This is a genomic window from Paraburkholderia sp. BCC1886 (genome assembly GCF_900996245.1).
In the GTDB taxonomy this organism is placed as follows: Bacteria; Pseudomonadota; Gammaproteobacteria; order Burkholderiales; family Burkholderiaceae; genus Paraburkholderia.
The window spans coordinates 323,284-348,503 of the sequence record NZ_CAAJGK010000041.1 but is presented as its reverse complement, the minus strand read 5'-3'; the positions used below and the strand labels follow the sequence as shown (position 1 = coordinate 348,503).

Annotated in this window: 20 protein-coding genes; 11 read left to right on the top strand and 9 right to left on the bottom strand. The window is 63.4% G+C overall.

The window, feature by feature from the left end; translation table 11 throughout:
• A complete protein-coding gene (locus FQ746_RS11370) occupies positions 1-2,394 on the bottom strand; it encodes a phosphoketolase (RefSeq protein ID WP_144109455.1) in 2,394 nt (797 codons plus the stop codon).
• Positions 2,395-2,704: 310 nt separating this feature from the next.
• Here FQ746_RS11370 and FQ746_RS35170 point away from each other — a divergent pair, with 310 nt between their 5' ends.
• The gene (locus FQ746_RS35170; protein ID WP_260853982.1) at positions 2,705-2,830 is read left to right on the top strand and encodes a hypothetical protein; all 126 of its coding nucleotides are present in this window, start codon (positions 2,705-2,707) and stop codon (positions 2,828-2,830) included.
• A 108-nt stretch (positions 2,831-2,938) separates the two neighbouring features.
• The gene (locus FQ746_RS11360; protein WP_144109453.1) at positions 2,939-3,484 is read left to right on the top strand and encodes an ankyrin repeat domain-containing protein; all 546 of its coding nucleotides are present in this window, start codon (positions 2,939-2,941) and stop codon (positions 3,482-3,484) included.
• A 70-nt stretch (positions 3,485-3,554) separates the two neighbouring features.
• On the opposite strand, the gene FQ746_RS11355 is transcribed toward FQ746_RS11360, so the two are convergent.
• From FQ746_RS11355 to FQ746_RS11340, 4 genes are all read right to left on the bottom strand, one after another.
• Complete coding sequence (locus tag FQ746_RS11355) at positions 3,555-4,247, bottom strand: HAD family hydrolase (protein ID WP_144109452.1); 693 nt, start codon at positions 4,245-4,247, stop codon at positions 3,555-3,557.
• 27 nt (positions 4,248-4,274) lie between these two features.
• Positions 4,275-5,312, bottom strand: a complete 1,038-nt coding sequence (gnd, locus tag FQ746_RS11350) for a phosphogluconate dehydrogenase (NAD(+)-dependent, decarboxylating) (protein ID WP_144109451.1) — start codon at positions 5,310-5,312, stop codon at positions 4,275-4,277.
• Between the two features lie 330 nt (positions 5,313-5,642).
• Positions 5,643-6,965: a sugar efflux transporter gene (locus FQ746_RS11345; protein ID WP_144109450.1), complete on the bottom strand. Its 1,323-nt coding sequence runs from the start codon at positions 6,963-6,965 to the stop codon at positions 5,643-5,645.
• Positions 6,966-7,150: 185 nt separating this feature from the next.
• Positions 7,151-7,468, bottom strand: a complete 318-nt coding sequence (locus FQ746_RS11340) for a DUF2628 domain-containing protein (protein WP_144109449.1) — start codon at positions 7,466-7,468, stop codon at positions 7,151-7,153.
• 107 nt (positions 7,469-7,575) lie between these two features.
• Here FQ746_RS11340 and FQ746_RS35165 point away from each other — a divergent pair, with 107 nt between their 5' ends.
• The 4 genes from FQ746_RS35165 to FQ746_RS11320 all read left to right on the top strand — a co-directional run bounded on the left by FQ746_RS35165 (position 7,576) and on the right by FQ746_RS11320 (position 9,988).
• Positions 7,576-7,773 (top strand): type II toxin-antitoxin system VapC family toxin, encoded by a 198-nt coding sequence (locus FQ746_RS35165; protein WP_144109652.1) that lies wholly within the window; start codon positions 7,576-7,578, stop codon positions 7,771-7,773.
• A gap of 295 nt (positions 7,774-8,068) precedes the next feature.
• Entirely contained in the window at positions 8,069-8,389 is a 321-nt protein-coding gene (locus FQ746_RS11330; RefSeq protein WP_144109448.1) for a thioredoxin family protein, read from the top strand.
• A gap of 9 nt (positions 8,390-8,398) precedes the next feature.
• Positions 8,399-8,818: a secondary thiamine-phosphate synthase enzyme YjbQ gene (locus FQ746_RS11325; protein ID WP_144109447.1), complete on the top strand. Its 420-nt coding sequence runs from the start codon at positions 8,399-8,401 to the stop codon at positions 8,816-8,818.
• 150 nt (positions 8,819-8,968) lie between these two features.
• Positions 8,969-9,988 carry a class I fructose-bisphosphate aldolase gene (locus tag FQ746_RS11320; protein WP_144109446.1) on the top strand — a complete coding sequence of 340 codons (1,020 nt, stop codon included), beginning with the start codon at positions 8,969-8,971 and terminating at the stop codon, positions 9,986-9,988.
• A gap of 103 nt (positions 9,989-10,091) precedes the next feature.
• Here FQ746_RS11320 and FQ746_RS11315 read toward each other — a convergent pair whose 3' ends face one another.
• The 4 genes from FQ746_RS11315 to FQ746_RS11300 form a co-directional block, all read right to left on the bottom strand.
• Positions 10,092-11,114 carry an alpha/beta hydrolase gene (locus FQ746_RS11315; protein WP_144109445.1) on the bottom strand — a complete coding sequence of 341 codons (1,023 nt, stop codon included), beginning with the start codon at positions 11,112-11,114 and terminating at the stop codon, positions 10,092-10,094.
• A 152-nt stretch (positions 11,115-11,266) separates the two neighbouring features.
• Entirely contained in the window at positions 11,267-15,484 is a 4,218-nt protein-coding gene (locus FQ746_RS11310; protein ID WP_144109444.1) for a CheR family methyltransferase, read from the bottom strand.
• Between the two features lie 275 nt (positions 15,485-15,759).
• Positions 15,760-16,041, bottom strand: a complete 282-nt coding sequence (locus FQ746_RS11305) for a hypothetical protein (protein ID WP_144109443.1) — start codon at positions 16,039-16,041, stop codon at positions 15,760-15,762.
• Positions 16,042-16,217: 176 nt separating this feature from the next.
• Positions 16,218-18,371 carry a hybrid sensor histidine kinase/response regulator gene (locus FQ746_RS11300; RefSeq protein WP_186310695.1) on the bottom strand — a complete coding sequence of 718 codons (2,154 nt, stop codon included), beginning with the start codon at positions 18,369-18,371 and terminating at the stop codon, positions 16,218-16,220.
• A 322-nt stretch (positions 18,372-18,693) separates the two neighbouring features.
• Here FQ746_RS11300 and FQ746_RS11295 point away from each other — a divergent pair, with 322 nt between their 5' ends.
• From FQ746_RS11295 to FQ746_RS11280, 5 genes are all read left to right on the top strand, one after another.
• Positions 18,694-20,256 (top strand): FAD-dependent oxidoreductase, encoded by a 1,563-nt coding sequence (locus FQ746_RS11295; protein ID WP_144109441.1) that lies wholly within the window; start codon positions 18,694-18,696, stop codon positions 20,254-20,256.
• A gap of 76 nt (positions 20,257-20,332) precedes the next feature.
• Positions 20,333-20,503, top strand: a complete 171-nt coding sequence (locus FQ746_RS34760; protein WP_186310694.1) for a hypothetical protein — start codon at positions 20,333-20,335, stop codon at positions 20,501-20,503.
• A gap of 237 nt (positions 20,504-20,740) precedes the next feature.
• A complete protein-coding gene (locus FQ746_RS11290) occupies positions 20,741-21,982 on the top strand; it encodes an HlyD family secretion protein (RefSeq protein ID WP_260853981.1) in 1,242 nt (413 codons plus the stop codon).
• Positions 21,979-23,565 carry a DHA2 family efflux MFS transporter permease subunit gene (locus tag FQ746_RS11285; protein ID WP_144109440.1) on the top strand — a complete coding sequence of 529 codons (1,587 nt, stop codon included), beginning with the start codon at positions 21,979-21,981 and terminating at the stop codon, positions 23,563-23,565. Before FQ746_RS11290 ends, FQ746_RS11285 begins: the two co-directional genes overlap by 4 nt.
• Position 23,566: 1 nt before the next feature.
• The gene (locus FQ746_RS11280) at positions 23,567-25,219 is read left to right on the top strand and encodes an efflux transporter outer membrane subunit (RefSeq protein WP_144109439.1); all 1,653 of its coding nucleotides are present in this window, start codon (positions 23,567-23,569) and stop codon (positions 25,217-25,219) included.
• The last annotated feature ends 1 nt before the right edge of the window (position 25,220 follow it).

The following is a 25,220-nucleotide window of genomic DNA, read 5'->3' as shown; positions in this document are numbered from 1 at the left end:
TCAGCCTTTCCACGTCCAGTTGCGGATTTCTTCCTTGTCGATACCCTCGGCATGCGCATACGCGAGGTGCTCGATGATCTGCCCGCGCAACCACTCCTTCACATGGTCGCCGACACCTCGCAGTTTGGGTACGCGGTCGATAACGTCGATCGCCAGCGAAAAACGGTCGACCTGGTTGATGATCGCCAGTTCGAGCGGCGTGTTGATGTTGCCTTTCTCGTGGTAACCGTGCACATGCAGATTGTCGTGATTCGTGCGGTTATAGGTGAGCTTGTGCACCAGCGACGCATACGAATGGAAGTTGAAAATCACCGGCTTGGTCGCGGTGAATAGCGAATCGAAATCGCGATTCGACAAGCCGTGCGGATGCGCATGCTCGGGCATCAGGCGGAACAGATCGACCACGTTCACGAAGCGGATTTTCAGGTCGGTGAAGCGTGCCTTGAGAATCTCCACGGCGGCGAGCGCCTCCATGGTCGCGATATCGCCCGCGCAGCCGATCACCACATCGGGCTCGACGCCCTGATCGGTCGACGCCCAGTCCCAGATGCCGATGCCCTTGGTGCAATGCGTGACGGCCGCTTCCATGTCGAGATACTGCAGATGCGGCTGCTTGTCGGCGACCACCACGTTCACGTAGTCGCGCGAGCGCAGGCAGTGATCGGCGACGCTCAGCAGACAGTTCGCGTCGGGCGGCAAATAAATCCGCACCACGTCCGGGCTCTTGTTGGTGACCACGTCCAGAAAGCCCGGGTCCTGGTGCGTAAAGCCGTTGTGATCCTGGCGCCATACCAGCGACGTGATCAGCAGGTTGATGGACGGCACCGGTTGTCGCCAGCCCAACTCGCGCTTGGCCTTCTCCAGCCACTTCGCATGCTGGTTGAACATGGAATCGATCACGTGCACGAACGCTTCGTACGTGGCGAACAAACCATGACGGCCGGTCAGCACGTAACCTTCGAACCAGCCTTCGAGCGTGTGCTCGCTCAGCATTTCCATCACGCGGCCGTCGGGGGCGAGATCGCCGCCGTCCGCGTCGCCCGGCACGGTCTGCGCGAGCCAGGTTTTTCCGGATGCCTCGTAGATGTCGGTCAGTTTGTTGCTGGCGGTTTCATCCGGGCCGAACACACGGAAATTCGTCATGTTGTTGCGCATCACGTCCCGTAAGAACTTGCCGAGCACTTCGGTGGGCGACGTGTACGAATTCGCGGGCTTCTTCACGGCCACCGCGTAATCGCGGAACGCGGGCAGATCGAGCGTCTCGCACAGCAAGCCGCCGTTCGCATGCGGATTCGCGCTGATGCGGCGCGTGCCCTCGGGCGCCAGTTCGCGCAACTCGGGCACCAGCCGGCCTGCCTCGTCGAACAGCGACTCGGGCTCGTAACTGCGCAGCCAGTTTTCGACGATCTTCAGGCTTTTGCTATTGGTCACCGGATCGAGCACCGGCACCTGATGCGCGCGCCACGTGCCTTCCACCTGGTGGCCGTCGACTTCCTTGGGACCGGTCCAGCCTTTCGGCGAGCGCAGCACGATCATCGGCCAGCGCGGGCGCGTGGGATCGTTGTTGTCGCGAGCATGCTGCTGGATCGCACGGATTTCGCCGATGCACTGTTCCAGCGTCGCCGCCATCTGCTGATGCATGGTGTCGGGATCGTCGCCTTCGACGAAATACGGTTTGTGGCCGTAGCCGGTGAGCAGCGCTTCGAGTTCTCCGCGAGGGATGCGCGCGAGAATGGTCGGGTTCGCAATCTTGTAGCCGTTCAGATGCAGCACCGGCAACACGGCGCCGTCGCGAACCGGATTGAGGAATTTGTTCGAATGCCACGAGGTCGCGAGCGGACCCGTTTCGGCCTCGCCGTCACCCACCATGACCGTGACGATCAGATCGGGGTTATCGAACGCCGCGCCGTAACCGTGCGACAGGCTGTAACCCAACTCCCCGCCTTCGTGGATCGAGCCCGGCGTCTCGGGCGTGCAATGCGAACCGATACCACCCGGAAACGAAAACTGCCGGAAGAAGCGCCGCATGCCGGCTTCGTCCTGACTGCGGTCCGGGTAGATCTCCGAATAATGGCCTTCGAGGTAGCAACTGGCGAGCGTGGCCGGCGCGCCGTGACCGGGACCCGCGATGTAGATGACGTTCAGATCGAGTTGCCTGATGAGCCGGTTCAGATGGACCAGCAGGAAGCTTTGCCCCGGGTCGGAGCCCCAATGGCCCAGCAGACGGTTCTTGATGTGCTCGGGCTTGAGCGGTTCGCGCAGCAGCGGGTTGTCGCGCAGATAGATCATCCCGGCCGACAGATAGTTGCAGGCGCGCCAGTAGCGGTCCATGTTGCGCAACGTTTCGGGGTTCAGTGTTTGCGGCGGTGTCGGAAGGGAGCTTGCTTCAGCCATGGCGTGATTCCTCGAAGAGAACTGTCCGGCAGGTTGGCGAATAAGGCTGTGTGCGTCTATGAGACCAGATAAGGCAAAGATGACGACGTGTGTGACCGGCAGAGCGCGTCATGGTTCGACTCGTTTTGACAAAGAGACCTTTCGCGCAAACTGTACGCAAGTAATACGACAGTATTGCGCCGGACGAATGGTCCGGATCGGACTTCCCTTCTGCATAAAAGCCCATACGTCGGGCGAGTTCGTGCAAAATGCCGGGACCGAAGTGCATCTCGCTGCATTGCGCACTTTCCGCCTCCTCTCCGATACCTTCATGCCGACACCCAGCCGCTTCAAGCAAGCTCAGATCGTGATTCTCTCCCTCGTCCTGGTGTGCGCGGGCGTCGCGGTGTTCGTGGGGCTGTTCGGCTTGCTGATCGAACTGTCCGAACGACTATAACGCGCGGGCACGCGGGCATCGCGCAGATTGTGTATGCTGACCGATCTTTCCGGCGCCAACCCGGCGCCTTCGTCCTACGTGAGCCATGATCGAATCAAAGGAGAGTCCATGACGGACAGCGCAGACGCTTCAACGCCCGCCCAGCCCACCCCCGCTTCGATCGATCCGCAACTGCTCGAACTCGCGCAGGAAGTGTTCGATCTCGCCCGCCGCGGCGACGCCACCATGCTGGCCGCCGTCATCCAGAAAGGCGTTCCGCCGAATCTGCGCAACGACAAAGGCGACAGCCTCGTGATGCTCGCGAGTTATCACGGTCATGCGGACGCCGTGCGCACGCTGCTCGAACTCGGCGCCGATCCGAACCTGCGCAACGACAACGGCCAGACGCCGATTGCCGGCGCGGCGTTCAAGGGCTTCGACGCGGTCATCAAAACCTTGCTGTCGAACGGCGCGGATGTGGAAGGCGCGTCGCCAGACGGACGTACCGCGCTGATGATCGCCGCGATGTTCAATCGCACCGCCATCATGGAACTGCTGATCGCGCACGGCGCCAATCCACAAGCGCGCGATGCGAACGGCGTGAGCGCTGCGGATGCGGCCGGCCGTATGGGCGCAGGCGACGCGCAAGCGAAGCTGAAAGAACTGGGCGCGTGAAGACGCGCTAGAGAGTCGGGCCGTTCATGCGCGTAAGACAAAAAGGCGCGCATGAACGGAGCACCAAAAGTCAGCTATTCCTGCTGCCCGTCAGCCGTTGCGCGTCGACCTGCGCCAGTTCGCCGATCTTCTCGACCGTCACATCGGCGGGCGGATTGCTGGACACCTCTTTCGGATCGAACGCATAGTGGCCCTGGCGCGGAAACACCGTGGTCAGCGAATCGCCCCACGCCTGTTTCATGGCCGTGAGAATGCGCAGCTTGTCGTCGACCATCACATAGTGCCCGGCAGGATAGACCTCCTTCACCTGGTCGAGCATCTTCTCCTTGTGCACGTAGATCAGCACGCGCCCTTCCACCGCGTCCCATAAGCCCGAGCGCTTCAGCTTGCGCGGCTGGAACACCATATCGCCGTCGGAGAGAATCACCGTCGGGCCATGCTGGGCCAACTGTTGCAGCACGTTCAGCGAACCTGGGAACAGCCGGTCCGCGAACGGATAGTCGAGCAGAAACGACGAGACCGACAGGAAGCGCGTATCGAGCGGCTGCTCGAGCCGCAAGTGTTGCAATGCGCCCAGATAGTCGACATAGCCGAGTTCCGCGCGCAACTCTTCGGAAATCTCCCAGTACCGCTTGCTGTTCTCCGCGCCAATCTCGCGAGTCAGGAACTCGCGCAGATCGGCGAGCAGACGGTCGTTGTCGAGCAGGGTGTTATCGCAGTCGAACAGAAACACGACGTCGTGCGGCGTGGTGGTGGCTTGCATTGCGGCTTTCCTCGGCTATTCGACGGGTTAGTGCTGCGATCCCTCGGGCGGCGTGGCCGCTTTTTCGGCATGGCCGCCAAAATCGTTGCGCATTGCGGAGAGCACACGATTGGCGAAATCGGCCTCGCCACGCGAACTGAAGCGCGCGAACAACGCCGCGCTCAGCACGGGCGTCGGTACGCCTTCGTCGATCGCGGCAGCAACGGTCCAGCGGCCTTCGCCCGAATCGGACACGCGGCCCGCGTAGTGGCTCAGATCGCCGTCCTTGATGAGCGAGCCCGCGATCAGATCGAGCAGCCACGAACTGATCACACTGCCGCGCCGCCAGACTTCGGTGACGTCGGCCAGGTTCAGGTCGTATTGGTAGAGTTCCGGGCGGCGCAGCGGCGACGTTTCGGCGTCGACTTCGCGTGCATGTTTGCCCGCATCCGCATGGCGCAGGATGTTCAGGCCTTCGGCATAAGCGGCCATCATGCCGTATTCGATACCGTTGTGAACCATCTTCACGAAGTGACCCGCGCCTTGCGGACCGCAATGCAGGAAACCCTGATCGGCCGTGCTGTCGCTCGCGGTGCGGCCCGGCGTGGCGGATGCAGTGCCCACGCCCGGCGCGAGCGTCGCAAAGATCGGCTGGAGGTGTTTGACCACCTCGGGCTCGCCGCCGATCATCAGGCAGTAGCCGCGCTCACGACCCGCCACGCCGCCGCTCGTGCCCACGTCCACGTAATGCAGCTTGCGCGCGCCGAGTTCGTTGCCGCGGCGAATGTCGTCGTGATAATAGGAGTTGCCGCCGTCGATCACGATATCGCCCGGTTCCAGCAAGGGGAGCAGCTTTTCCAGCGTGGAGTCGACCACGGCGGCCGGCACCATCAGCCACACGGCGCGCGGCTTGTCGAGCTTCGCGACCAGGTCTTCCAGCGACGACGCGCCGGGCACGCCGTCCTGCTTCAGTTTTTCGACCGCTGCCGGTTGCACGTCGTAAGCGATACATTGCTGACCGCCCTTCGTCAGACGCCGGACCATATCGGCGCCCATGCGTCCCAATCCAATCATGCCTAGTTGCATATCTCGCTCCGGAAAGTGCTCGTTGCGCTGCTTGTTCCTGATGGGTTGTACTGCGGCAATGCTGGTAATCCGATGAATCGCTGCTGAATCGCTGAATGTTTCCCGGCCGCTTCTGGAGCGCGAGGCCGAGGCGCTCGAAGCATCATACTGACGATGCCGGTCGAGCACATCGAAACGCGCAGGGTATAGCGGTAGCGAGGGTCGAAACAGCGATACGCCTATTGGCAGAGGCCCGCCACCGCGTAAAGTTCCGCAGATGGCGCGCAACGGCGGCTAATGGCGGCCTGGCTTCGAATCAGCCGACAACTTCTTTACACTTCGCGCTATGTTTCAGCGCCGCCGCGTCTGCATCTTTCCGTACTGCTCGCGCGCGATGCGCTGAAGCGCTCGCCACATCAACGGATATTTATAGCCCGGCACGGCAAACAGCACGAGCGCACCCAACGCCAGCAAGCCGCAGAAAACGAACGTGCCGCGATAACTGAACGCCTGCACCAGCAAACCCGACAACACCCCCGACAGAATCGAGCCGACCCGCGCGGCATTGAAGAACAACGCAGTCGCGCGGCCGGGGGCGCTTGGCATCAGGTCCTGTACGTAGGTCATGCCCAGACACGACGTGACGGCGACCACGAACGCATTGAGCATCTGCATGGGGATCAGCACGTGCACGCCACCCGCCAGCGCCATGCCCACGAAATAGACCGCGTGGACGGCCGCGCATGCCGCCAGCCAGTTGGGCTTGTGCAGCGTGGACGACTTCGCGCCGAGCGCGAGCATCATGGGGATTTCCATCAGCGCGCCGAGCCCGAGCATGATCGACACGTCGAGATGCGTGCCGTTCAGGCCGTGCACGATGTATAGAGGCAGCACGATCATCGTCGCATTCGCGGCAAGACCGAGGAGCGTGAGTGCGGCCACTGCGCGACGGATGTCGTTCGGCGAGGCAACACCCGATGCATGCAGGTTCGCTTCTTCTTCCGGTGCCGTAAGCGGTGGCACGGTGATCGACGCGGACGGCTCCGACGCCGTGTCTTCCACGGTGTGATCGCCGAGATGGCCTTGCGGCTCGCGCATGCGCCAGACGATCGTCGCGCAGGCCGCGAAGCTCGCCGCGGCAAACAGGAAGAGCCCATAGAAGCTGCTGGCGGCCAGCACCAGCGCGCCGACCGACGGCCCAAACACCCACGCCGCCGACAAAATGGTCCGCAAGGTCGCACTGGCGAACGCGCGCTCGGCCGGGTCCGGCACCGGCAGCGCGGCGCGGCTGAACGAGAACACCATCGAGATGGCCGACCCGCCGGCGCCGATGAACACGATGCCGACCGCCAGCAGCAGCCGGTAGTCGCGCACGACGCACAGACACAGATAACCGAGCGCCGCGGCCACCAGTGCCGCCAGCAGCAGCGGCCGGTGCCGGCCGCTGGCGTCGCTCCAGCGCCCCGCGAAGGTGCTCGCGAGCACCCCGCTCGCGGCGATCAGCGTCATGAAAATGCCGAGCCTGAGCGGCGTCATGCCGGCGCGCTCCACGCCGAACAGCGACAGGTACGGCGCGGTGAACGACATGGCGACGCCGAGCATGAGAGTGGCCGCGGCAAGCGGCTTGAAGCCGGGAATGCGCAGGAGCTCGAAAAAACGGGAGGGCTTTAACACGGATGGCGGTGGGCTAGGAGGAGCAAGCCAGCGATACGCGCTGCGCACCGTCGACTTCGTGGCCGGATTGATCGGAGCATTATCGACCTGGCTTGCGGATGCGTAAACCTGTAACAGGTCGTCCCAAATTTAACTGGAGGATGGTCGCCGATGCTTGCCGATGCTCGCCCGCTGATTGCCGCGACTTAGGACGATCCGATTGGCATTGTTTGAACCACGTAGCCCCGCTGTTCCAGCGTCCACCGATGCCAGCGATTGCCGTAAATTCCGCAGCCGACGCCGAATAGCACCGACAGCACGAGCCCGATGATGTCGCCGGCGTCGCCCCACGAGTCGGTGAAGAACAGCATGATGTTGACCGCGAACATGACGAAGGCGGCGAACCACATTTTCTTCGACAGCGCCCAGACGAAGCCCAGTAACAGCGCGCCCCAGCTGAAGCCGGTTGCCACTGCGATGGTATCGTTGCGCTCGGGGTGTCGAAGGTAAATCGGTTCGTGCATGGCGGTCCTGAGGCGAGGGTCTGGCGGCTTTGGATGGCGGCGAAGGTATGTTGCCATGTGTTTGACACGTTCTCAGATCGAGAGGGTGAACAGGACAAGAATGCTTTATTGACGGTCAAAATCCAGGCACACACAGTTTCCACATCGAGCAGGTCGATCCCAAAGCAATTTGTACGAGCATCGTCGTCGCATCGGAACTTCGTTACGGTTGCGCTCATGCATTGGGGCTCACGCTCGTGACCGACAATACCAGAGAGTTCAGCCGCGTTCGCGGCCTCGTCATCGAGAATTGGCTCGACCGGTAGCCGACCTTGTTCACCTGCAACTGGGTGTCGCGCATCCGGAACTTCCAGTGCAACCGGCTTCTACGGCAATAGGTCATGAGACCGCCACCAGCCGCCAACCACCGGCGACTGATTGCCCGCGAGCCCCATCGAATGACTGGCGGTACGAGGACAGCAAAATACCGCGCCCTTCAAAAAAGCCGCCCTCGCTGACGCCCCGCCGCTTAACTGCTACTCTTACCCCTCCCGTGCAGAGGCACGCCACGTGCTTCTGCACCATGCCTTGCCCGCTCGGGCAACCCGACCTGGAGCATTCATGGCCACTCAGGCAGCCTACTCCTCCACGGCGCCCAGCCGCGCGGAACTCGACGCGTTACCGGGCGCCACCGTGATCGAATTCGGCACCAACTGGTGCGGCTACTGCCAGGGCGCGCAGGCGTCGATTGCCCAGGCCTTCGAACCTTATGCCGACATCCGCCATCTGAAAGTCGAGGACGGCCCGGGCCGTCCGTTGGGCCGCTCCTTCAAGGTCAAGCTGTGGCCCACGCTGATTTTCATGCGCGACGGCGTGGAACTCGCCCGCATCGTGCGGCCAACCAGCGCGGCGGAGATCGGCACCGCATTCGCATCGTTCTGAGCCGCTCGCATGCGACAGGCCATCCATCATCTCAGCGTCCGGGCTCGAAGCCGCGGGCTCGTCGAGTTCACCGACGAAGCGCGGCGCTTCGTCACCGCTCAAGGCATCCGCGTCGGTCTGCTGACGCTTTTCTGCCGTCACACCTCCGCATCGCTGCTGATTCAGGAAAACGCCGACCCGTCCGTGCAACGCGATCTCGAGCGTTACTTCGCGAGTCTCGCGCCCGAAGACGCCGAACGTTACGAGCACGACGCCGAAGGTCCGGACGACATGCCGGCGCATCTGCGCACGGCGCTCACGCAGGTTCAACTCAGCGTGCCGGTGGAAGATGGGCGCATGGTGCTCGGCACATGGCAAGGACTGTATCTGTTCGAACATCGCCGCCATACCCAGGCGCGCGATATCGTGCTGCATCTGATCGGAGAATGAAGCGGCAGATGAAGCGACAGATGAAACGACAAACGAAGCAGCGCGAACTCAACGAGCGCCGCACCGGTCACACCCGAAGTCACACGACTCAAATGCAGGACAGGTCGAACACAAGTCAATCGTCATAACGGATCAAAGGGAGCACGCCTCATGGACACCCGTAGCGAACTGCAAGCCACCGTCGAAGCATTGGTTCAACCCGGCAAGGGACTTCTCGCGGCCGACGAAAGCGGGCCCACCATCGCCAAACGCTTCAAGACCATCGGGCTCGAATCCACGGAAGAAAACCGCCGCGCCTATCGTAATCTGCTGCTCGGCACCGCAGGCCTCGGCGAGTATGTGAGCGGCGTGATTCTCTACGAAGAAACACTCGGCCAGAAAGCCGACGACGGCACGCCATTCCCGCAACTCTCCGCGAAAAACGGCGTCGTCCCCGGCATCAAGGTGGATCTCGGCAAGATTCCACTGGCGCTCGCGCCCGGCGACGAGATTACCGAAGGGCTCGACGGCCTCGCCAAACGCTACGTCGACTACAAACGCCAGGGCGCGCGCTTCGCCAAATGGCGTGCGGTCTACAACATCACGGCAAGCTTGCCGAGCCGGCTGGCCATCGAGGCCAACGCCGATTCGCTGGCCCGTTATGCGGCGATCAGCCAGGAAGCCGGCATCGTGCCGATTGTCGAGCCCGAAGTACTGATGGACGGCGACCACAGCATCGAACGCAGCGCCTCAGTCACCGAAGCCGTTCTGCACGAAGTATTCAACGCGCTCGCGCGGCATAACGTGGTGCTCGAACACATTCTGCTAAAGCCGAGCATGGTGCTGGCCGGTTCCGAACATGCGCAGCAGTCGTCGACCGCCGAGATCGCCGAAGCCACGCTGCGGGTGCTGAAGCGTACGGTGCCCTCGGCGGTGCCGGGCCTCGTGTTTCTGTCCGGCGGTCAGACGCCGGAAGAAGCCACCGCCAATCTCGACGCGATGAATCGCCTCGGACCGTTGCCGTGGAATCTCAGCTTTTCGTATGGCCGCGCGCTGCAGGAGCCGCCGCTGCAGGAGTGGCAGGGCAAACCGGGCAACGTCGCAGCGGCGCAGAAGGCGCTGTTCAAGCGGGCTCGTTTGAATAGCGCCGCGGCGCTCGGCAAGTACGACGCTTCGCAAGAGAAGGAGTAAATGCGCAAGCCGGACCGAACAAAGGTCCGGCTCGACGAGTCATTGCAACGGGAACGGGCGCCGCGCGGCGCCCGTTCCCGTTTACTCGCGCTTCCCAGCGGTTCTACAGCGGCGCGGCGCCGAATGCCTGGCGCTGCGCGAGCGACACCATGGCCTGCGCCTCGCGCGCAGCCTGCACCACCGCCGCCATCCCGAAGAACTCGTGCGTCGCACCCTGATAGTTGCGATGCTCGACCGCAACGTCCGCTTCACGCAACTTCTGCGCGAGTTTCTCACCGTCGGAGCGCAGCGGATCGATGCCCGCCGTGATGATCACGGTCGGCGGCAAACTCGTCAGGTCGGCGCTCACCACGTCGATCAACGGACTCGTCAGATCGCCCTTGTCGTTGATCACCTGGTTGATGAACCACAGCATCATCGGCTTGTTCAACGGCTTCGCATTGCGATTCTCTTCGTACGACACCGACACGATATTGTTGCTCGCGACCGGATAGACCAGCGCCTGATGCAGCGGCATACGCATGCCCGCATCGCGTGCGCGAATCGACACGTTGATCGCCAGATTGCCGCCCGCGCTCTCGCCCATCACGGCGAGTTTCGTCGGGTCGCCGCCGAGGCTTTCGGCATGGTCGAGCACCCACTGCCACGCGGCGAATGCGTCTTCATGAGCGGCCGGCAGTGGATGTTCCGGTGCCTGACGATAATGCGCCGAGACCACCACGGCCTTGCTTTGCGCGGCGATCGAGCGCGGCGTCGCATCGTAGGTATCGAGGTCCGCAATCACCCAGCCGCCGCCGTGAAAATACAGGATCACCGGAAACGGCCCCTCGCCTTGCGGCGTATAGACCCGCGCCCGAAGGCTGCCGACGGCGCCTTGAATCAGGATGTCTTCGCTTTGCACCGCTTCGAGTTCCGGCGACGGCCGCGCACTGAAAGCCGGATCGGCAAGCAGCTTCTTCACGGCGTCGGCGGGCGTCGGCTGCGCTCTCGCCTCTTCGACCGTGCAGTCTTCGATCGGCTTCGGTTCGAGGCTCGCCAGCGCATCGAGCACGGCTTTCATATCGGCATCGGCGTGGCCCGTCGGGTCCATTCCGACCATGCCTTTGAGGGTATCGGCAAGTGTCATGTCAGGCTCCTGTTAGAGGATGAAGCACGGCTCGGGCGACGCATTCTTCCGAACGTTCGACGGCCGTGCTGGCCTGTTTATTTCAGCAAGGGCTATACCCGTGAACCGTCGCGAGGCGGCCCGCAAGCGACCCGCCAGCGATCCGCCAACGCCTAGCGATTAGCCGCCGTGACCCGCGCGATCATATCGAGCAAGGCCGGCAACGACACCGGTTTGCCCAGGTGCCCGTCGTAGCCCGCGCGAATCGCACGGGTCGCGTCCTGCGGACGTCCGAAGCCGGTCAACGCGAGCGCCGGCACGGTGGCGGTCGCCGCGAGCTTGCGCAGCTTGCCGATCAGTTCGTAGCCGTCCATCCCGGGCATGCCGATGTCCGACAGGATCAGATCGAATGTCTGCGCGCCCGCGGCCGCTAGCGCGGCAGCGCCGTTGGTTTGCGGCGAAACCTGTGCGCCTTCCAGTTCGAGCAGGCCCTGGAAAGCCTGCAAACTTTCGACCGCATCGTCCACCAGCAGAATGCGCATGCCCTTGAGCATGCTGGCGTCGGGCGGCGTGTCCTGGCGGCTGGCCGGCAGAGTCGTTTCGCTCGCCGGCAACCAGACGCGAAAACACGCGCCCTTACCCAGCCCCGCCGAGTCCGCCTTCACCCGACCGCCGTGCATCTCGGCAAGCTGTTTGACGAGCGCGAGGCCGATGCCCAGTCCACCGCTATGCCGGCGGTGCGAGCCTTCGGCCTGACTGAACATGTCGAACACGTCGGGCAGATAAACCGGTTCGATACCGCGGCCCGTGTCACGCACTTCGATCAGCGCATAGCCGTCGTCGCGTGAGAGCGTGAGCGTGACGTGCCCGCCGGGCGGCGTGAACTTCACCGCGTTGCTCATGAGGTTCCACAAGATCTGCTCGAAGCGCACCGGGTCCGCAAGAATCGTGAAGGGGTTCGCGGCGCCCACCGTGCTCACGCTGACCTGCTGCGCCAGCGCATCGCCGACGATCGCGCTGCCCACCATCGCCGCGATCGCCGCAATGTCCACCTGCGAACGCTCGAGCGTCAGCTTGCCGGTGCGCACGCGCGACAGGTCCAGCAGATCGTCGATGATCTTGGCGAGGCTCACGACCGAGCGGCGAATCGCATCGGCGGCATCGCGCACGACCGGCAGGCCTTGCGCGGACGGCGCGCGGTCCAGCATGTCGGCTTTCACGTGAATCAGGTTCAGCGGGTTTTTCAGTTCGTGCGACAGGACCGCGAGAAACTCGTCCTTCAAACGGCTGGCCGCCTCGACCTTCTGCCGCACCGAACGTTCCAGCGACATCTTGCGCTGTTCGAGCGCTTCGTTGCCTTTGCGTTCGGTCAGATCGCGCATGATCTTCGCGAAGCCGGTGAAATGCTCCGAGGCGACCGGCGTAATCACCCCGCTGCAATACAGGCGCGCGCCGCTTTTGTGGATGTACCAGCGCTCGTCCTCGACGCGGCCGTCGTTCTGCGCGCGCCAGCGTTCGATGGAAGGCGCATTGGCCTCGCGTTCTTCAGGCAGATAAAGACGGTCGAGCAACTGCCCGGACATCTCGCTCTCGCTATGGCCGAAGATGCGTTCCGCGCCTTTGTTCCACGTCACCACCCGGCCATCCATGTCCTGCACGATGATCGCGAAGTCGTTGGTACTTTGCGCCGCGAGATGCAGACGCTCTTCGCTCAGACGCACCAGTTGCTCGGCGCGCCGCAGCGCGGAGATATCGACGATCGTCAGCACGGCGCCGTCGATATGATCGTCGGTGGTGCGATACGGCGAGAGCCGGGTCAGGAAGTGACGCCCGTCGGTGCTGCGAATCTCGCGCTCGATCAACTGCAACGAATCGAACACGGTCGACGTATCATCGGCCAGTTGCGGATAGTCGAGCCGATGCGTGATGTCGTGCAGCGGGCGGCCCACGTCGGACGGAATCACGTTGAACAGCTCGGTCGCCGCCGGCGTATAGCGCTTGATGCGCATCTCGCGATCGACGAACAGCGTGGCGATCCCGGTGGACGCAATCACGTTCTGCAAATCGTCTTTCGCTTTCCCGGTTTCCTCGATCTTGACCTGCAATTCGGCGTTGACGGTGAACAGTTCCTCGTTCAACGACTGCAGTTCTTCCTTGCTGGTTTCGAGTTCTTCGGTGGCGGCGCGCAGTTCTTCGTTAATCGCCTGGAGTTCCTCGTTCGAGGCTTTCAGCTCCTCGGTGGACGCCTCCGACTGCTCGACGGTCGAACGCAACTCCTGCTTGGTGCGATGTAACTCGTCTTCCAGATGAACCAGCAACGAATCCTGCGCCGCCGGATTGCGCGTGGCCAAACGCGTCGTCAACGTATCCATCGCGACTTCCTCGAACAGCACGAGCGCGAATTCGGGCGCGTCTTCGGTCCGCCGGTAAGGCCGCACGATCATCCGCACGTTCACGTCCGGCGTGAAGGCGATGGTTTCGGTGATGACCTCGTGGTTTCCGCGCAGTGCCTGGAACAGCGACGCGCGCAATTGCAGCCGTAATAACGGGCTGACCAGCATGATCAGGTTGTAGGACGGCTCGCCGCGCACGAAACGCAAGAAGCGACCGGCGTGCTCGGACATGTGCAGGATGTTCGCGTCCGTATCCACCACCACGCTAGGCGGTGCGTACATCTCGAGAATGCGATGATGCAGCGCAGAGAAAGGCAAAGACTGCGTCAAAGCCTGAACGGGCCCGACACTGCTTGCCACACTGGCGCCGCTTTGCGGCACCACGGGCATGCTGATGGGTGGACGGACCGTGCTGGTCACGACATTCGCGCGATAGATACGGTTTTTTTTGTCGACCGGCGTGAACAGATCGCCGGCCGCTTCCGCCGACTCCGAACTGCCGAGCAGCAGATAGCCGCCTGGCTGCAACGCGAAGTGGAACATCTGCAGCACCTGGGTTTGCACGCTGCGGTCGAGGTAGATCAGCAGATTGCGGCACGACACGAGGTCGACGCGTGAAAACGGCGGATCGCGCAGGACGTTGTGCACGGCGAACAGCACGCGCTCGCGAATCGGCTTGGTGACGCGATAATGCGCGCGTTCCGGCGTGAAAAATTGCCGCAGGCGCGAGGTGGGCACATCGGTTGTAATCGATTCCGGATACAGCCCCGCACGAGCAAACGCAATCGCGCGTTCGTCGATGTCGGTAGCAAATAGCTGGATCGGCACGCCCTCGTGGCGCTCAGGATGCTCCGCGAGCAGCATGGCGAGCGAATACGCCTCTTCACCCGTCGAACAACCGGCGATCCAGACGCGCAACGGATCATCTTCGGATTTGCGCTGAAACAGCTTCGGGACGATCTCGCGTTCGACGACCTGGAAGGTCTCGTTATCGCGGAAGAAATTCGTCACGCCGATCAGCATGTCTTTCAGCAGCGCGGGCGTTTCATCGGGATGCGTCAGTACGTAATCCTGGTACGCCTGCAGATCGGGAATGCCGTTGACCTGCAGACGCCGTTCGATGCGCCGCAGAATCGTCGCGCGCTTGTAATGACGGAAGTCGTGTCCGGTGCGTGCGCGCAATGTGGCGAGAATGCCGAGCAATGCGCGCTCGGCCGTGGAAGCGAGATCGGGCAGCTTCACCGCGCGCGATTCGGCCTCGTCTTCGGGCGGCGGCAAGCGAATGGCGCGCGCGTTGTCCGCCAGTTCGCAGAGCTTGCGGGCCATCTCCGCGGCCGGCAGAACGATATCGACCATGCCGGTCGCAATCGCGTTCTGCGGCATTTCCGCGTACTCGGCATCGGCCGGCGTCTGCGCGAGCGTCACGCCGCCGAGTTCCTTGATCTTGCCGATACCGGTCGCGCCGTCCGCGCCGGTGCCGGACAGCACGATGGCAATCGCGCGTTCGCGATGCGTGTCGGCGAGACTGCGGAACAACAGGTCGATGGCGATGGGTCGTCCGCGCGGACGGTCGGCTTCCGCAGCGGTGACGTGGCCGTCGTCGAGCAGAATATCGTTCGACGGCGAGATGACGTAGATATGGTTTTTTTCGACTTCCAGTGTGTGCTGCACCTGCTGCACCGGCATACGCGTCACGTGCTGCAGCACCTGGTCGGCGCTGCTTTCATGATCGGGGGAAAGATGCAGGACGACCACGAAGGCCATCCCCATATCGGCGGGCGCATTCTCGAAGAAGCGCAGCAACGCCTGCACGCCACCCGCCGATGCACCGATGCCGACCACCGGAAACCTGAGCGGGCTCGGCTCGTGTGATGTTTGATCCGACTCAGTGCCGGCTGCGTTGCCGGACTGGGATTCTGTTGATGACTGCGCTCGCGCGTCGACCTGCTCGACGGGCGGCGTCACTGTCTGAGGCGCCCCTGCTTTACTGCCACTCATACCGATCCTTTGTGCGCTGCGTCTCAGCCGGCCTCATCGCACAGAGTGGCGTGGGCTCGAACCGTCTTGACCCGCATTGTCGCGTGTGTTGCATCGCATTGCAAAGGCCGGCCGGCGTCGTGTGACGCGTCTGTGCCGCGTCTCGCGCGTCGCCGTAGCATGGCACCGTTGCGTGGCACCAACCGGAAACGCGCGTGGCACCAGTCGGAAACACGGCGCGCGGCGGAAAGTCCGCCGCGCTTTCCTACCTGCTTTCCTACACGCCTTATCAGGCGTTATTGCCCTTTCGTATCGCTGCTGGCATCGGCGCCCGGCGTGTTCGTGCTGTCGGTCATCGGCTTTTTCGCCTTTGACTTCTTCATATGGTGGGTCTTCGACTTCGCGTGCGCGGTCGCGCCGGAGGCTTGCATGTCGCCACCTTCGCGCGTCGCGGCGCTGGTATTGCCGCTCGGATCGTTGCCTGCCGGGCCGCCGCCGCCGCCACCGGCGCCTTGAGCCATCGCCAGCGAGGATGCGGCGAGCAGAGTCGATACGAGCAACGCGTGTTTGATCTTCATGACGGTTTTCTCCAAGATGAAATGCGGTCACGCCTGCGAATGCCGACGCGAATGCAAACGTCTTCGTCATCGCAGCAATGCTCGTGCCGCAGCGCGAGCGAATGTAGGCAAACGCAAAGAAAACGCACTGTGGGCCGAGGTGAATCGCCAGCCGGAAGGATGAATCGCGTCAAAGCTTACGGTTCGCAAGCAACCAGTGCGTGCAACTCGTCGATGTTGAACGGCTTCGCGAGAATCGCGACACCGAGACGCCGTGCACGTTCGAGTTCGTCGGCGTAGCCCGTCATCAGCGCGACTTTCTGCGCGGGCCAGCCGCTGCGGATTTTCTCCGCGAGGTCGATGCCGTTCAGTTTGCCGGGCATCTGGATATCGGACAGCACGAGTTCGAACGTGTGTCCACCGCGAAGGACGTCGAGCGCCTGATCGGCCGTCGGTTCGTGCCGGACTTCGCAGCCGAACGACTCGAGCACCGCCGCCACGCCGGCCGCCACGTCTTCGTTGTCTTCCACCAGCAGCACGATACCGACGGGCGTCGCGGCCGGCACTGGCGCGGTTTTGACCTGCGCGTCCGCCGGGTTCTGCCGTTCGCGATGGCGCGGCAGATACAAACGCACGGTCGTGCCGCTGCCCGGCACGCTATCTATTTTCGCAGTGCCGCCCGCCTGCTCGCACATCGAGAGCACCTGCGCGAGGCCGAGCCCCGTGCCCGAGCCGCGCAGCTTGGTGGTGAACAACGGTTCGAACGCGCGTCGCGCCACCGCTTCGGGCATGCCTTCGCCATCGTCCGAACAGGCGATCAAAACGTATTCGCCGTCCGGCAACGCCGTGTCGCTACCCACCAGCCGATGGTTCTGGCAGCGGATCACCAGCCGCCCGCCGCGCGGCATTGCATCGCGCGCGTTGACGGCCAGATTCATGATCGCGAACTCGAGGTCGGTCGGGTCGGCCAGCACCGGCCACACGTGATCGACCATATTCAGCGCGAGTTCGATGTTGTCGCCGAGCGCCGCGTCGATCAGCGGCGCGGCGGCCGGCAGCCACAGCGCGAGATCGACCTTTTCCTGTTTGAGCGGCTGCTTTCTCGACACGCTGAGCAGGCGCCGCGTCAGCGATTCCGCCGTGGTCGTGGCGCGCTCCACCGCCAGCACTTCTTTTTCCAGGTTATTGAAGCGTTTGAGCCGCGCCAGTTCCATATTGGCCGAGACGACCATCAGCAGATTATTGAAATCGTGCGCCACGTTGGCCACCAGATTGCCGAGCGCTCCCATGCGCTGCAGTTGCCGGCTCGATGCTTCGGCCGACAGACGCATGGCGACTTCGCCCTGCCAGCGCTCCCACGCACGCCGCTCGCCTTCCAGCTGGCGCAGCGAATACAGCACCAGCAGCCAGATGGCGAGACACGGCACCGCCGTCAGCGTCAGGATGAGCAGGAAGTGCTGCCACCACGCGGCGGCGATGGCCGCCGTGTCGTAGGCGCTCATCACGTAAAGCGGATAGTCGCCTACGCGGCGAAACGCCAGCAAGCGTTCCTTGCCGTCCACCGTTGATTTCAAACGGATATGTCCAAACAGTTGTTTGTCCCGCAGCGCCGCGGTAAACGCGCTGTGCGTACTGGGTTTGGCGCCGGGCGGCCAGGCCGGATAACGCACCAGCAGATTGCCGTCCTGACGGTACAGCGCGAGCGACAGCGAGTCGTCGCCGTTGGTCAGTTCCTGATAGAAGCGGGAGAAGTACTCGGTGCGCAGCGCGACCGACACGACGCCGAGAAAATGGCCGCTGGCGTCGGAGCGGCCGATTGCCGTGGAGAAACCGTTGGCTTGCGACAGCGGACCACGCAACGGAAGCGAAAAATACGGCTGCGGGCGGTCGGTTTTAGCCGCGACGAAGTCCTCGCGCTGGGCGATCGATATCTGCGGGGCCGGGAAAGCGTTGGTCGATGCCAGCAGGTCGCCGTTCGCACCCAACAGGTAGATAGACGCGACCTGCGGAAAATCTCCGCCGATCTTACGGAGGTCGGCATGCAGGCTGGCTTCGCGCTGCCGGATCTGCGCGTCGTTCTCGTCGCCGAGCATATCGATGATGCGTGAGGCCATCTGCTGGTTCAGGTCCAGCACCTTGACCGCCTGCTCCTGCGCCACACGCGCGAGGCGGTCGATCATGTCGTTCGAATCGGCGACGCGCCGCTGGTAGTCGAAATAGCCGTAGCCCGCCAGACAGCCCAGCGGAAAGAGGATGGAGACGACGAGCACGATGAGCAGCATGCGCCGCGTCGCCGCGAAATTGCGCGACGGCATGGGGAAATCGACTGCGACACGTTCCGCACGTTGCACGGTCACGACCTCCATCAAAGGTCAAGAGAGGTTGAAGGCATTTGCGTGGCGCACCGCACTGTTCGAGCGCCATTTCCTTGTGCCCAGAATTTACCGCACTTCCGCCGTTCTCCCTAGCCTCGCGACAGCAAGACGCGGTCCACCCGGACACGCCGACCAGCCTGTAGCGCGTCGCCGCGTGCTCCCGTTGCACCTCCAATGCGGCCAGGCGCCCATGGGCATGCGGTTTGCTGCCCGACCCACGCCCGGAGAGCCGCGATGTCCGGGAGCGCTGCTCCCGACCCGCGGCTTTGCACCGTTACGCTCCACGAGGAATTCCGCCATGCCGACCGCCGCCCGTCACGTCGCCCAACTCTCGCAACTGCGGGCAGACCGTGCGCAACGTGTCGTCATCGACGAGGAAAACATTCTGCTGGTGCGCGACGGCGACACCGTGCACGCATTTTCGGCCGATTGTCCGCATGCCGGCGCACCGCTGGAGAAAGGCGCGTTGTGCAACGGCCGGATGATCTGTCCATGGCACAAGGCTGCCTTCGACGTTAGCAACGGCGCATTGCTCGAACCGCCCGCACTCCATCCGCTCGATCGTTATACGGTCACCCTCGACGGCGATAACGTGCTGGTTTCGCCGGAAAAACTGGCATCGCCTGCGCTTCCTGCGTATACGGCGACGCCGCATTACGTCGTGATCGGCGCCGGCGCCGCGGGCGCGGCCGCTTGCGCGGCCCTGCGCGAAAGCGGCTTTACCGGCCGCATCACGCTGGTCGGCGACGAACCGCATGCGCCCTACGATCGCACGGCGCTCAGCAAATTCGTGCCGTCCGCGGATATGGCGCCCGCCGACGTGCCGCCGCTGCTTGCGCCGGAATGGCTGACCCAACACGCGATCGAGCGGATCGTCGCCAAAGTCGAGCGGCTCGATGTGCCGCGCCGTACCCTGCATTTCGAAACCGGTGGCGAATTGACCTACGACACTGCGCTGCTCGCCACCGGCAGTCTGCCGACGCTCCCCTCGTTCCCGGGTGTCGAACTCGGCGGCGTGCAGGTGCTGCGCTCGCTCGACGACGCCACCGCACTGCTCGAAGCAATCGGCGAAGACACGCGCGAGACACAGGTGGCGATTCTCGGCAGCAGTTTTATCGGCCTGGAGACGGCCTCGGCGTTGCGTGGCCGCGGCGTGTCGGTGACGGTCGTCGCACCGGAGGCAGTGCCGTTCGCGAAGCAGTTCGGCGAGCGCGCCGGCGCGATGTTCCGCGCGTTGCACGAAAGCCATGGCGTGGTGTTCCGACTCGGCGCCAAGGTCGCGTCGCTCGAAGGCGAGGAAGGCAACGTGCATGAAGTGATGCTCGACAGCGGCGAGCACGTTCCCGCGGACGTCGTGCTGCTCGGCACCGGCGTTGCGCCCGCAACGGGTTTCGTCGAAGGCCTCGCGTTGAACGGCGACGGCGGCGTGATCGTCAATGCGGGCATGCAGGCGGCGCCGGGACTCTATGCCGCCGGCGATCTCGCCGTGTTTCCGCTACACGAAGGCGAGCAGCCGTTGCGCGTCGAACACTGGCGCGTCGCGCAGCAACATGCGCGGATTGCCGCCGAAAACATGTGCGGCGCACGCAACCGTTACGTCGGCGTGCCGTATTTCTGGACTTATCACTTCGGCAATCGCTTCGAATATCTCGGCCATGCGAGCGAGTGGGACGACATCGTCGTCGACGGCGACATGGACCAGCAGCAGTTCGTCGCGCTTTACGTGAAGGACGACAAGGTCGTGGCCGTTCTTGCTTGCGAACGCGAAGCGCTCACCGCGCGCTTGATCGATGCGATGGGCGGCGGGCTGTCGCGCGCAGATGCGCTGGCTCTGGTCCAGGAAGCAGCCGAGGCTCATTGACGCGCTATTTGTCACCCATACCGGATTACCCCGCGCGATTCGTCGCGCTCCAGCGGTTTTTTGAAGGAGAAACACCATGACAGAACACAAGGAAAAACATCCGCACGCCGACAAGAGCGAAAAACAGATCGACAAGGAAGTCGAAGACAGCTTTCCGGCCAGCGACCCGCCCTCGACGGGCGGCACCACCAAGATCGTGCCCGATAAGGACGGCGCGAAAGAACACAAGCAGGACAAGAAGGACTAAGCGGCCGGAATAAGCGGCCGGACTAAGCGGCCGGAATAAACAGCAGGAATAGCACGGCCACGCGGCGGCCCGATGCGCCACCGCTGATTCACCGGGCCGTGGATGCACGCGTGAAGTCGTGCATCCACGGCCTGCTCCGCAGCACTCGCAGCACACCGCCCGGCGGCTTTCACCACGCCGGGCGGTTTTTCCAATTTCGCTTTTATCCACACTCCGGAACGACGGGAAAGAATCGCCATGCCAGACGAGACCGGCTCCGCTCACGACGAGCAAGATCAGGACAAATCGCAGAACCGCTCGCGCGGAGACGCAGATAACAAGTCCGGGAAGAACGAAGACCGCGACGACGCGGACGACAAAAGTAACGACAACAAGGGCAAGGACGAAGATAAAGACGGCAAGGACGACGACGACAAGGACGACAACGGCAAAGGCCAGCGCAAGAAGCCTGGAAAGAAGCCACTGATCATTCTCGCGGTCGTAGTCATCCTGCTGGCGATCGTGGCCTTCATCTGGTGGTTCGCCACCCGCAACGAAGTGACCACCGACGACGCATACACCGACGGCAACGCCATTACCATGGCGCCGAAAGTGTCGGGCTACGTGGTCCAGCTTGCGATCAACGACAACGTGTACGTCCACAAGGGCGACCTGCTGGTCGTGATCGACAAGCGCGACTACCAGGCGCAGGTCGATCAGGCGCAAGCCCAGGTCGGTCTCGCGCAGGCGCAGCTGAACGCGGCTCAGGTCCAGCTCGATATCGCGCGAATCCAGTATCCCGCGCAGTATCGGCAGGCCAAAGCGCAAACGTCGTCAGCCGAAGCGAATTACAAGCAGGCGCAAGCGGCCTACGTGCGCCAGCATACGGTCGATCAACGCGCCACCTCGCAACAGAACGTCGATACCGCGGACGCGCAGCGTCAGTCGGCCAGCGCCAGCGTCGAACAGGCGCGCGCGCAGCAGCAGACCGCGAGCCTCGTGCCGCAACAGATCCGCCAGGCCGAAGCCGCGGTCGAGGAACGCCGCCAGCAGGTGCAGCAGGCGCGCGCGCAGCTCGAGCAGGCCCAGCTGAACCTGTCTTACTGTGAAGTCCGCGCGCCGTCCGATGGCTGGATCACCCGGCGCAACGTGCAACTCGGCAGCTTCCTGCAAGCCGGCGTTTCGCTGTTCTCGCTCGTTACGCCGCAAGTGTGGGTCACGGCCAACTTCAAGGAATCGCAACTCGAGCGCATGCGGGTCGGCGACAAGGTCAAAGTGGAAGTCGACGCATATCCGTCGCTCGCGCTGCACGGTCACGTCGATAGCGTGCAGCTCGGCAGCGGCTCGCGCTTCTCGGCGTTCCCGTCGGAGAACGCGACCGGCAACTTCGTGAAAATCGTGCAACGCGTGCCGGTGAAAATCGTGATCGACGACGGCTTGCCGCGCGACCGGCCGCTCGGCCTCGGCCTCTCGGTGACACCGAAGGTGTATCTGAAATGAGTTCCGCCACGGCCAACGACGCGCAGTCGAACTGGAAGCCCGCCGCAAACCCGTGGCTGATCGCCATCGTCGTGACGCTCGCGGCGTTCATGGAGGTGCTCGACACCACCATCGTGAACGTCGCGCTGCCGCATATCGCCGGCACCATGTCGGCCAGTTACGACGAAGCCACCTGGACGCTGACCTCGTATCTGGTCGCCAACGGTATCGTGCTGCCCATCTCCGGTTTTCTCGGCCGGCTGATGGGCCGCAAGCGCTACTTTCTGGTGTGCATCATCGCGTTCACGATCTGCTCGTTTCTGTGCGGGATCGCCACCAATCTGTGGCAGTTGATCATCTTCCGCATCTTGCAGGGATTCTTCGGCGGCGGACTGCAACCGAACCAGCAGTCGATCATTCTCGACACCTTCCCGCCCGAACAGCGCGGCCGCGCGTTCTCGATTTCGGCGGTGGCGATCGTCGTCGCGCCGGTGCTCGGACCTACGCTCGGCGGCTGGATTACCGACAACTTCTCGTGGCGCTGGGTGTTTCTGCTGAACGTGCCGGTCGGCATTCTCACCACGCTGGCCGTCATGCAACTGGTGGAAGATCCACCCGGCAAAGCGCGCGGCAGCAGCAAGGTGTCGATCGACTACATCGGTATCACGCTGATCGCGATCGGCCTCGGCTGCCTGCAGGTGATGCTCGATCGCGGCGAGGACGACGACTGGTTCTCGTCGAACTTCATCCGGCTGTTCGCGGTGCTGGCCGTCGCGGGCATCGTCGGCGCGACGTTCTGGCTGCTGTACACGAAGAAACCAGTGGTGAATCTGCGCTGCCTGAAAGATCGCAATTTCGCGCTCGGCTGCATGACGATCGGCGCGTTCGCGATGATTCTGTATGGCAGTGCGGTGCTGGTGCCGCAACTCGCGCAGCAGCAACTCGGTTATACGGCGATGCTGGCGGGGCTAGTGTTATCGCCGGGCGCGATTCTCATCACGCTGGAAATACCGATAGTCAGCAAGCTGATGCCACACGTGCAAACCCGTTTTCTGGTGGCGACCGGCTTTGCGTTGATGGCGTGTTCGCTCGCGTATTCGCACATGCTGGTGCCCAACATCGACTACGCGACCCTCGTGAAAATGCGCAGTGCGCAGTCGCTGGCCATCGGCTTCCTGTTCGTGCCGATCACCACCCTCGCCTATCTGACCGTGCCGCCGAAACTCAACGACGACGCGTCGGCGCTTTTCACGATGTTCCGCAACGTGGCGGGGTCGATCGGCATTTCGCTGTCGACCGCGCTGATCCGCGAGCGTACCCAGGCTCGCATGGCTCACCTGTCCGAACACATGTCCACGCTTTCGCAAAACTACAACGACACCGTGCAGCGCAATGCACAGACCATCGCCGATATGTCCGGCGTGCCGTTTTCCCAGGCCATGCAGACCGCGACCGGACGGATGTACACGGAATTCATTTCCCAATCGACGATTCTCGCTTACGTGGATGTCTTCGCCATGCTCGCGATTTTCTGCGCCATCTGCATTCCCATGACCTTCTTCTTTTCACCGACCAAAGCGGCCGGCGGCGCAGGGGGACATTGATATGACACGCAAGTCTTTTTCTCCGCGTCTCTCGGCGATTGCCGTGGCGCTGGCATCCGCACTCGGCCTCGCCGCCTGCACGGTCGGGCCGGACTTTCATGCCCCGGACGCCGCCGTGCCAGCGCAATGGCACGACACGCAGCAGACGGCTTCACGCGCGTCGGCGCCGACGGCCGCTTCCGCGACGCCGGTCGCCTCGGTACCGACACTCGACACCGATCCCGATCCACGCTGGTGGCGCAATTTCCAGGACCCTGTGCTCGATGCGCTCGTCGAGCGCGCGGCACGCAGCAACCTGGATCTGCAGGAAGCCGTGCTGCGTATCGTCGAAGCCCGCACCCAGGTGCAGACCGCCGCCGCGCAAGGTCTGCCGAACGTGCGGGCGAGCGGCAGCTATCAGCGGGAGCAGTTGGGCGTCAAAGGCTTTCTCGAATCGGACGGCGTATACGACAAGGTCGATCGACTCGGCGCGGCGAACTCGCCGGTCAACGCGATTGCGCCGGGCGCCGGCGCGACGCTGCAAAACGGCGCGAACAACGTGCTGGATCAACTGACCTCGCCAATCAATCTGTGGCAGGTCGGCTTCGACGCGTCGTGGGAGATCGATCTGTTCGGCCGCGTGCGCCGTTCGGTCGAAGCCGCAAACGCGCAAACCGAAGCCGCAGTGGAAAGCCGCAACGATGCGCTGCTCTCGCTCGAAGCCGAAGTTGCGCAGACCTACCTGCAATTGCGCGGCGCGCAAAGCCTGCGTGATATCGCCCAAAGTCTGGTCGACCAGCAGCGCGAAATCGTCGACCTGACGCAGAGCCAGGCGAAAGTCGGGCTCGCCAGCCAGTTGGACGTGAAAAGCGCAACCGCGCAACTCGCGCAGACGCAGTCGCAATTGCCGCAGTACGAGCAGCAGATCGCGCAGGCGTCGAACGGACTCGCCTATCTGGTCGGCGAGACGCCCGGCGCGCTCGAAGCGCAGTTGTCCACGCCGGGCATCGTGCCGCCGCTGCCGCCCACGGTACCGGTCGGGTTGCCCTCCACGCTCGCGCGCCGGCGCCCCGATATTCGTCGTGCCGAAGCGAGTCTGCATGCGGCGACGGCAAGTGTCGGCGTGGCGGTCGCGCAGTTCTATCCGGACATATCGCTGAGCGGACAGATCGGCACGCGCGCGACCAATGCGAGCGACCTGTCGCGCTGGTCGCATCTGTTCTATTCGTTCGGACCGACCGTGTCGTTGCCGATCTTTCAGGGCGGAGCGCTGGTGGCCAACCTGCGCATGTCGAAAGCACAGCAGGCCGAGGCCGCGCTCGACTACCGCAAGACCGTGCTGATGGCGCTGCGTGACGTCGACAACGCGCTGGTGGTGTATCGAACCGATCAGGCCAGACGCGATTCGCTCGGCGACAGTGTGAGCGCGCAGCAAGCTTCGTTCGATCTGGCGCGCGACAGTTATCGCAAAGGCATTACCAGTTTCATCAACGTGCTGGATGCCGAGCGGCAGCTGGCCCAGGCTCGCGAGCAATATGCGCAAGGAACCGTGCAGGTCAGTACGGATCTGGTCTCGCTGTATAAGGCGTTAGGCGGTGGGTGGCAGGATGCGGGTGGAAATGCGCCGGCGGCGGCTGCGAGTGCCGCGAATGCTACCGGTGCTGCTGGCGGATAAA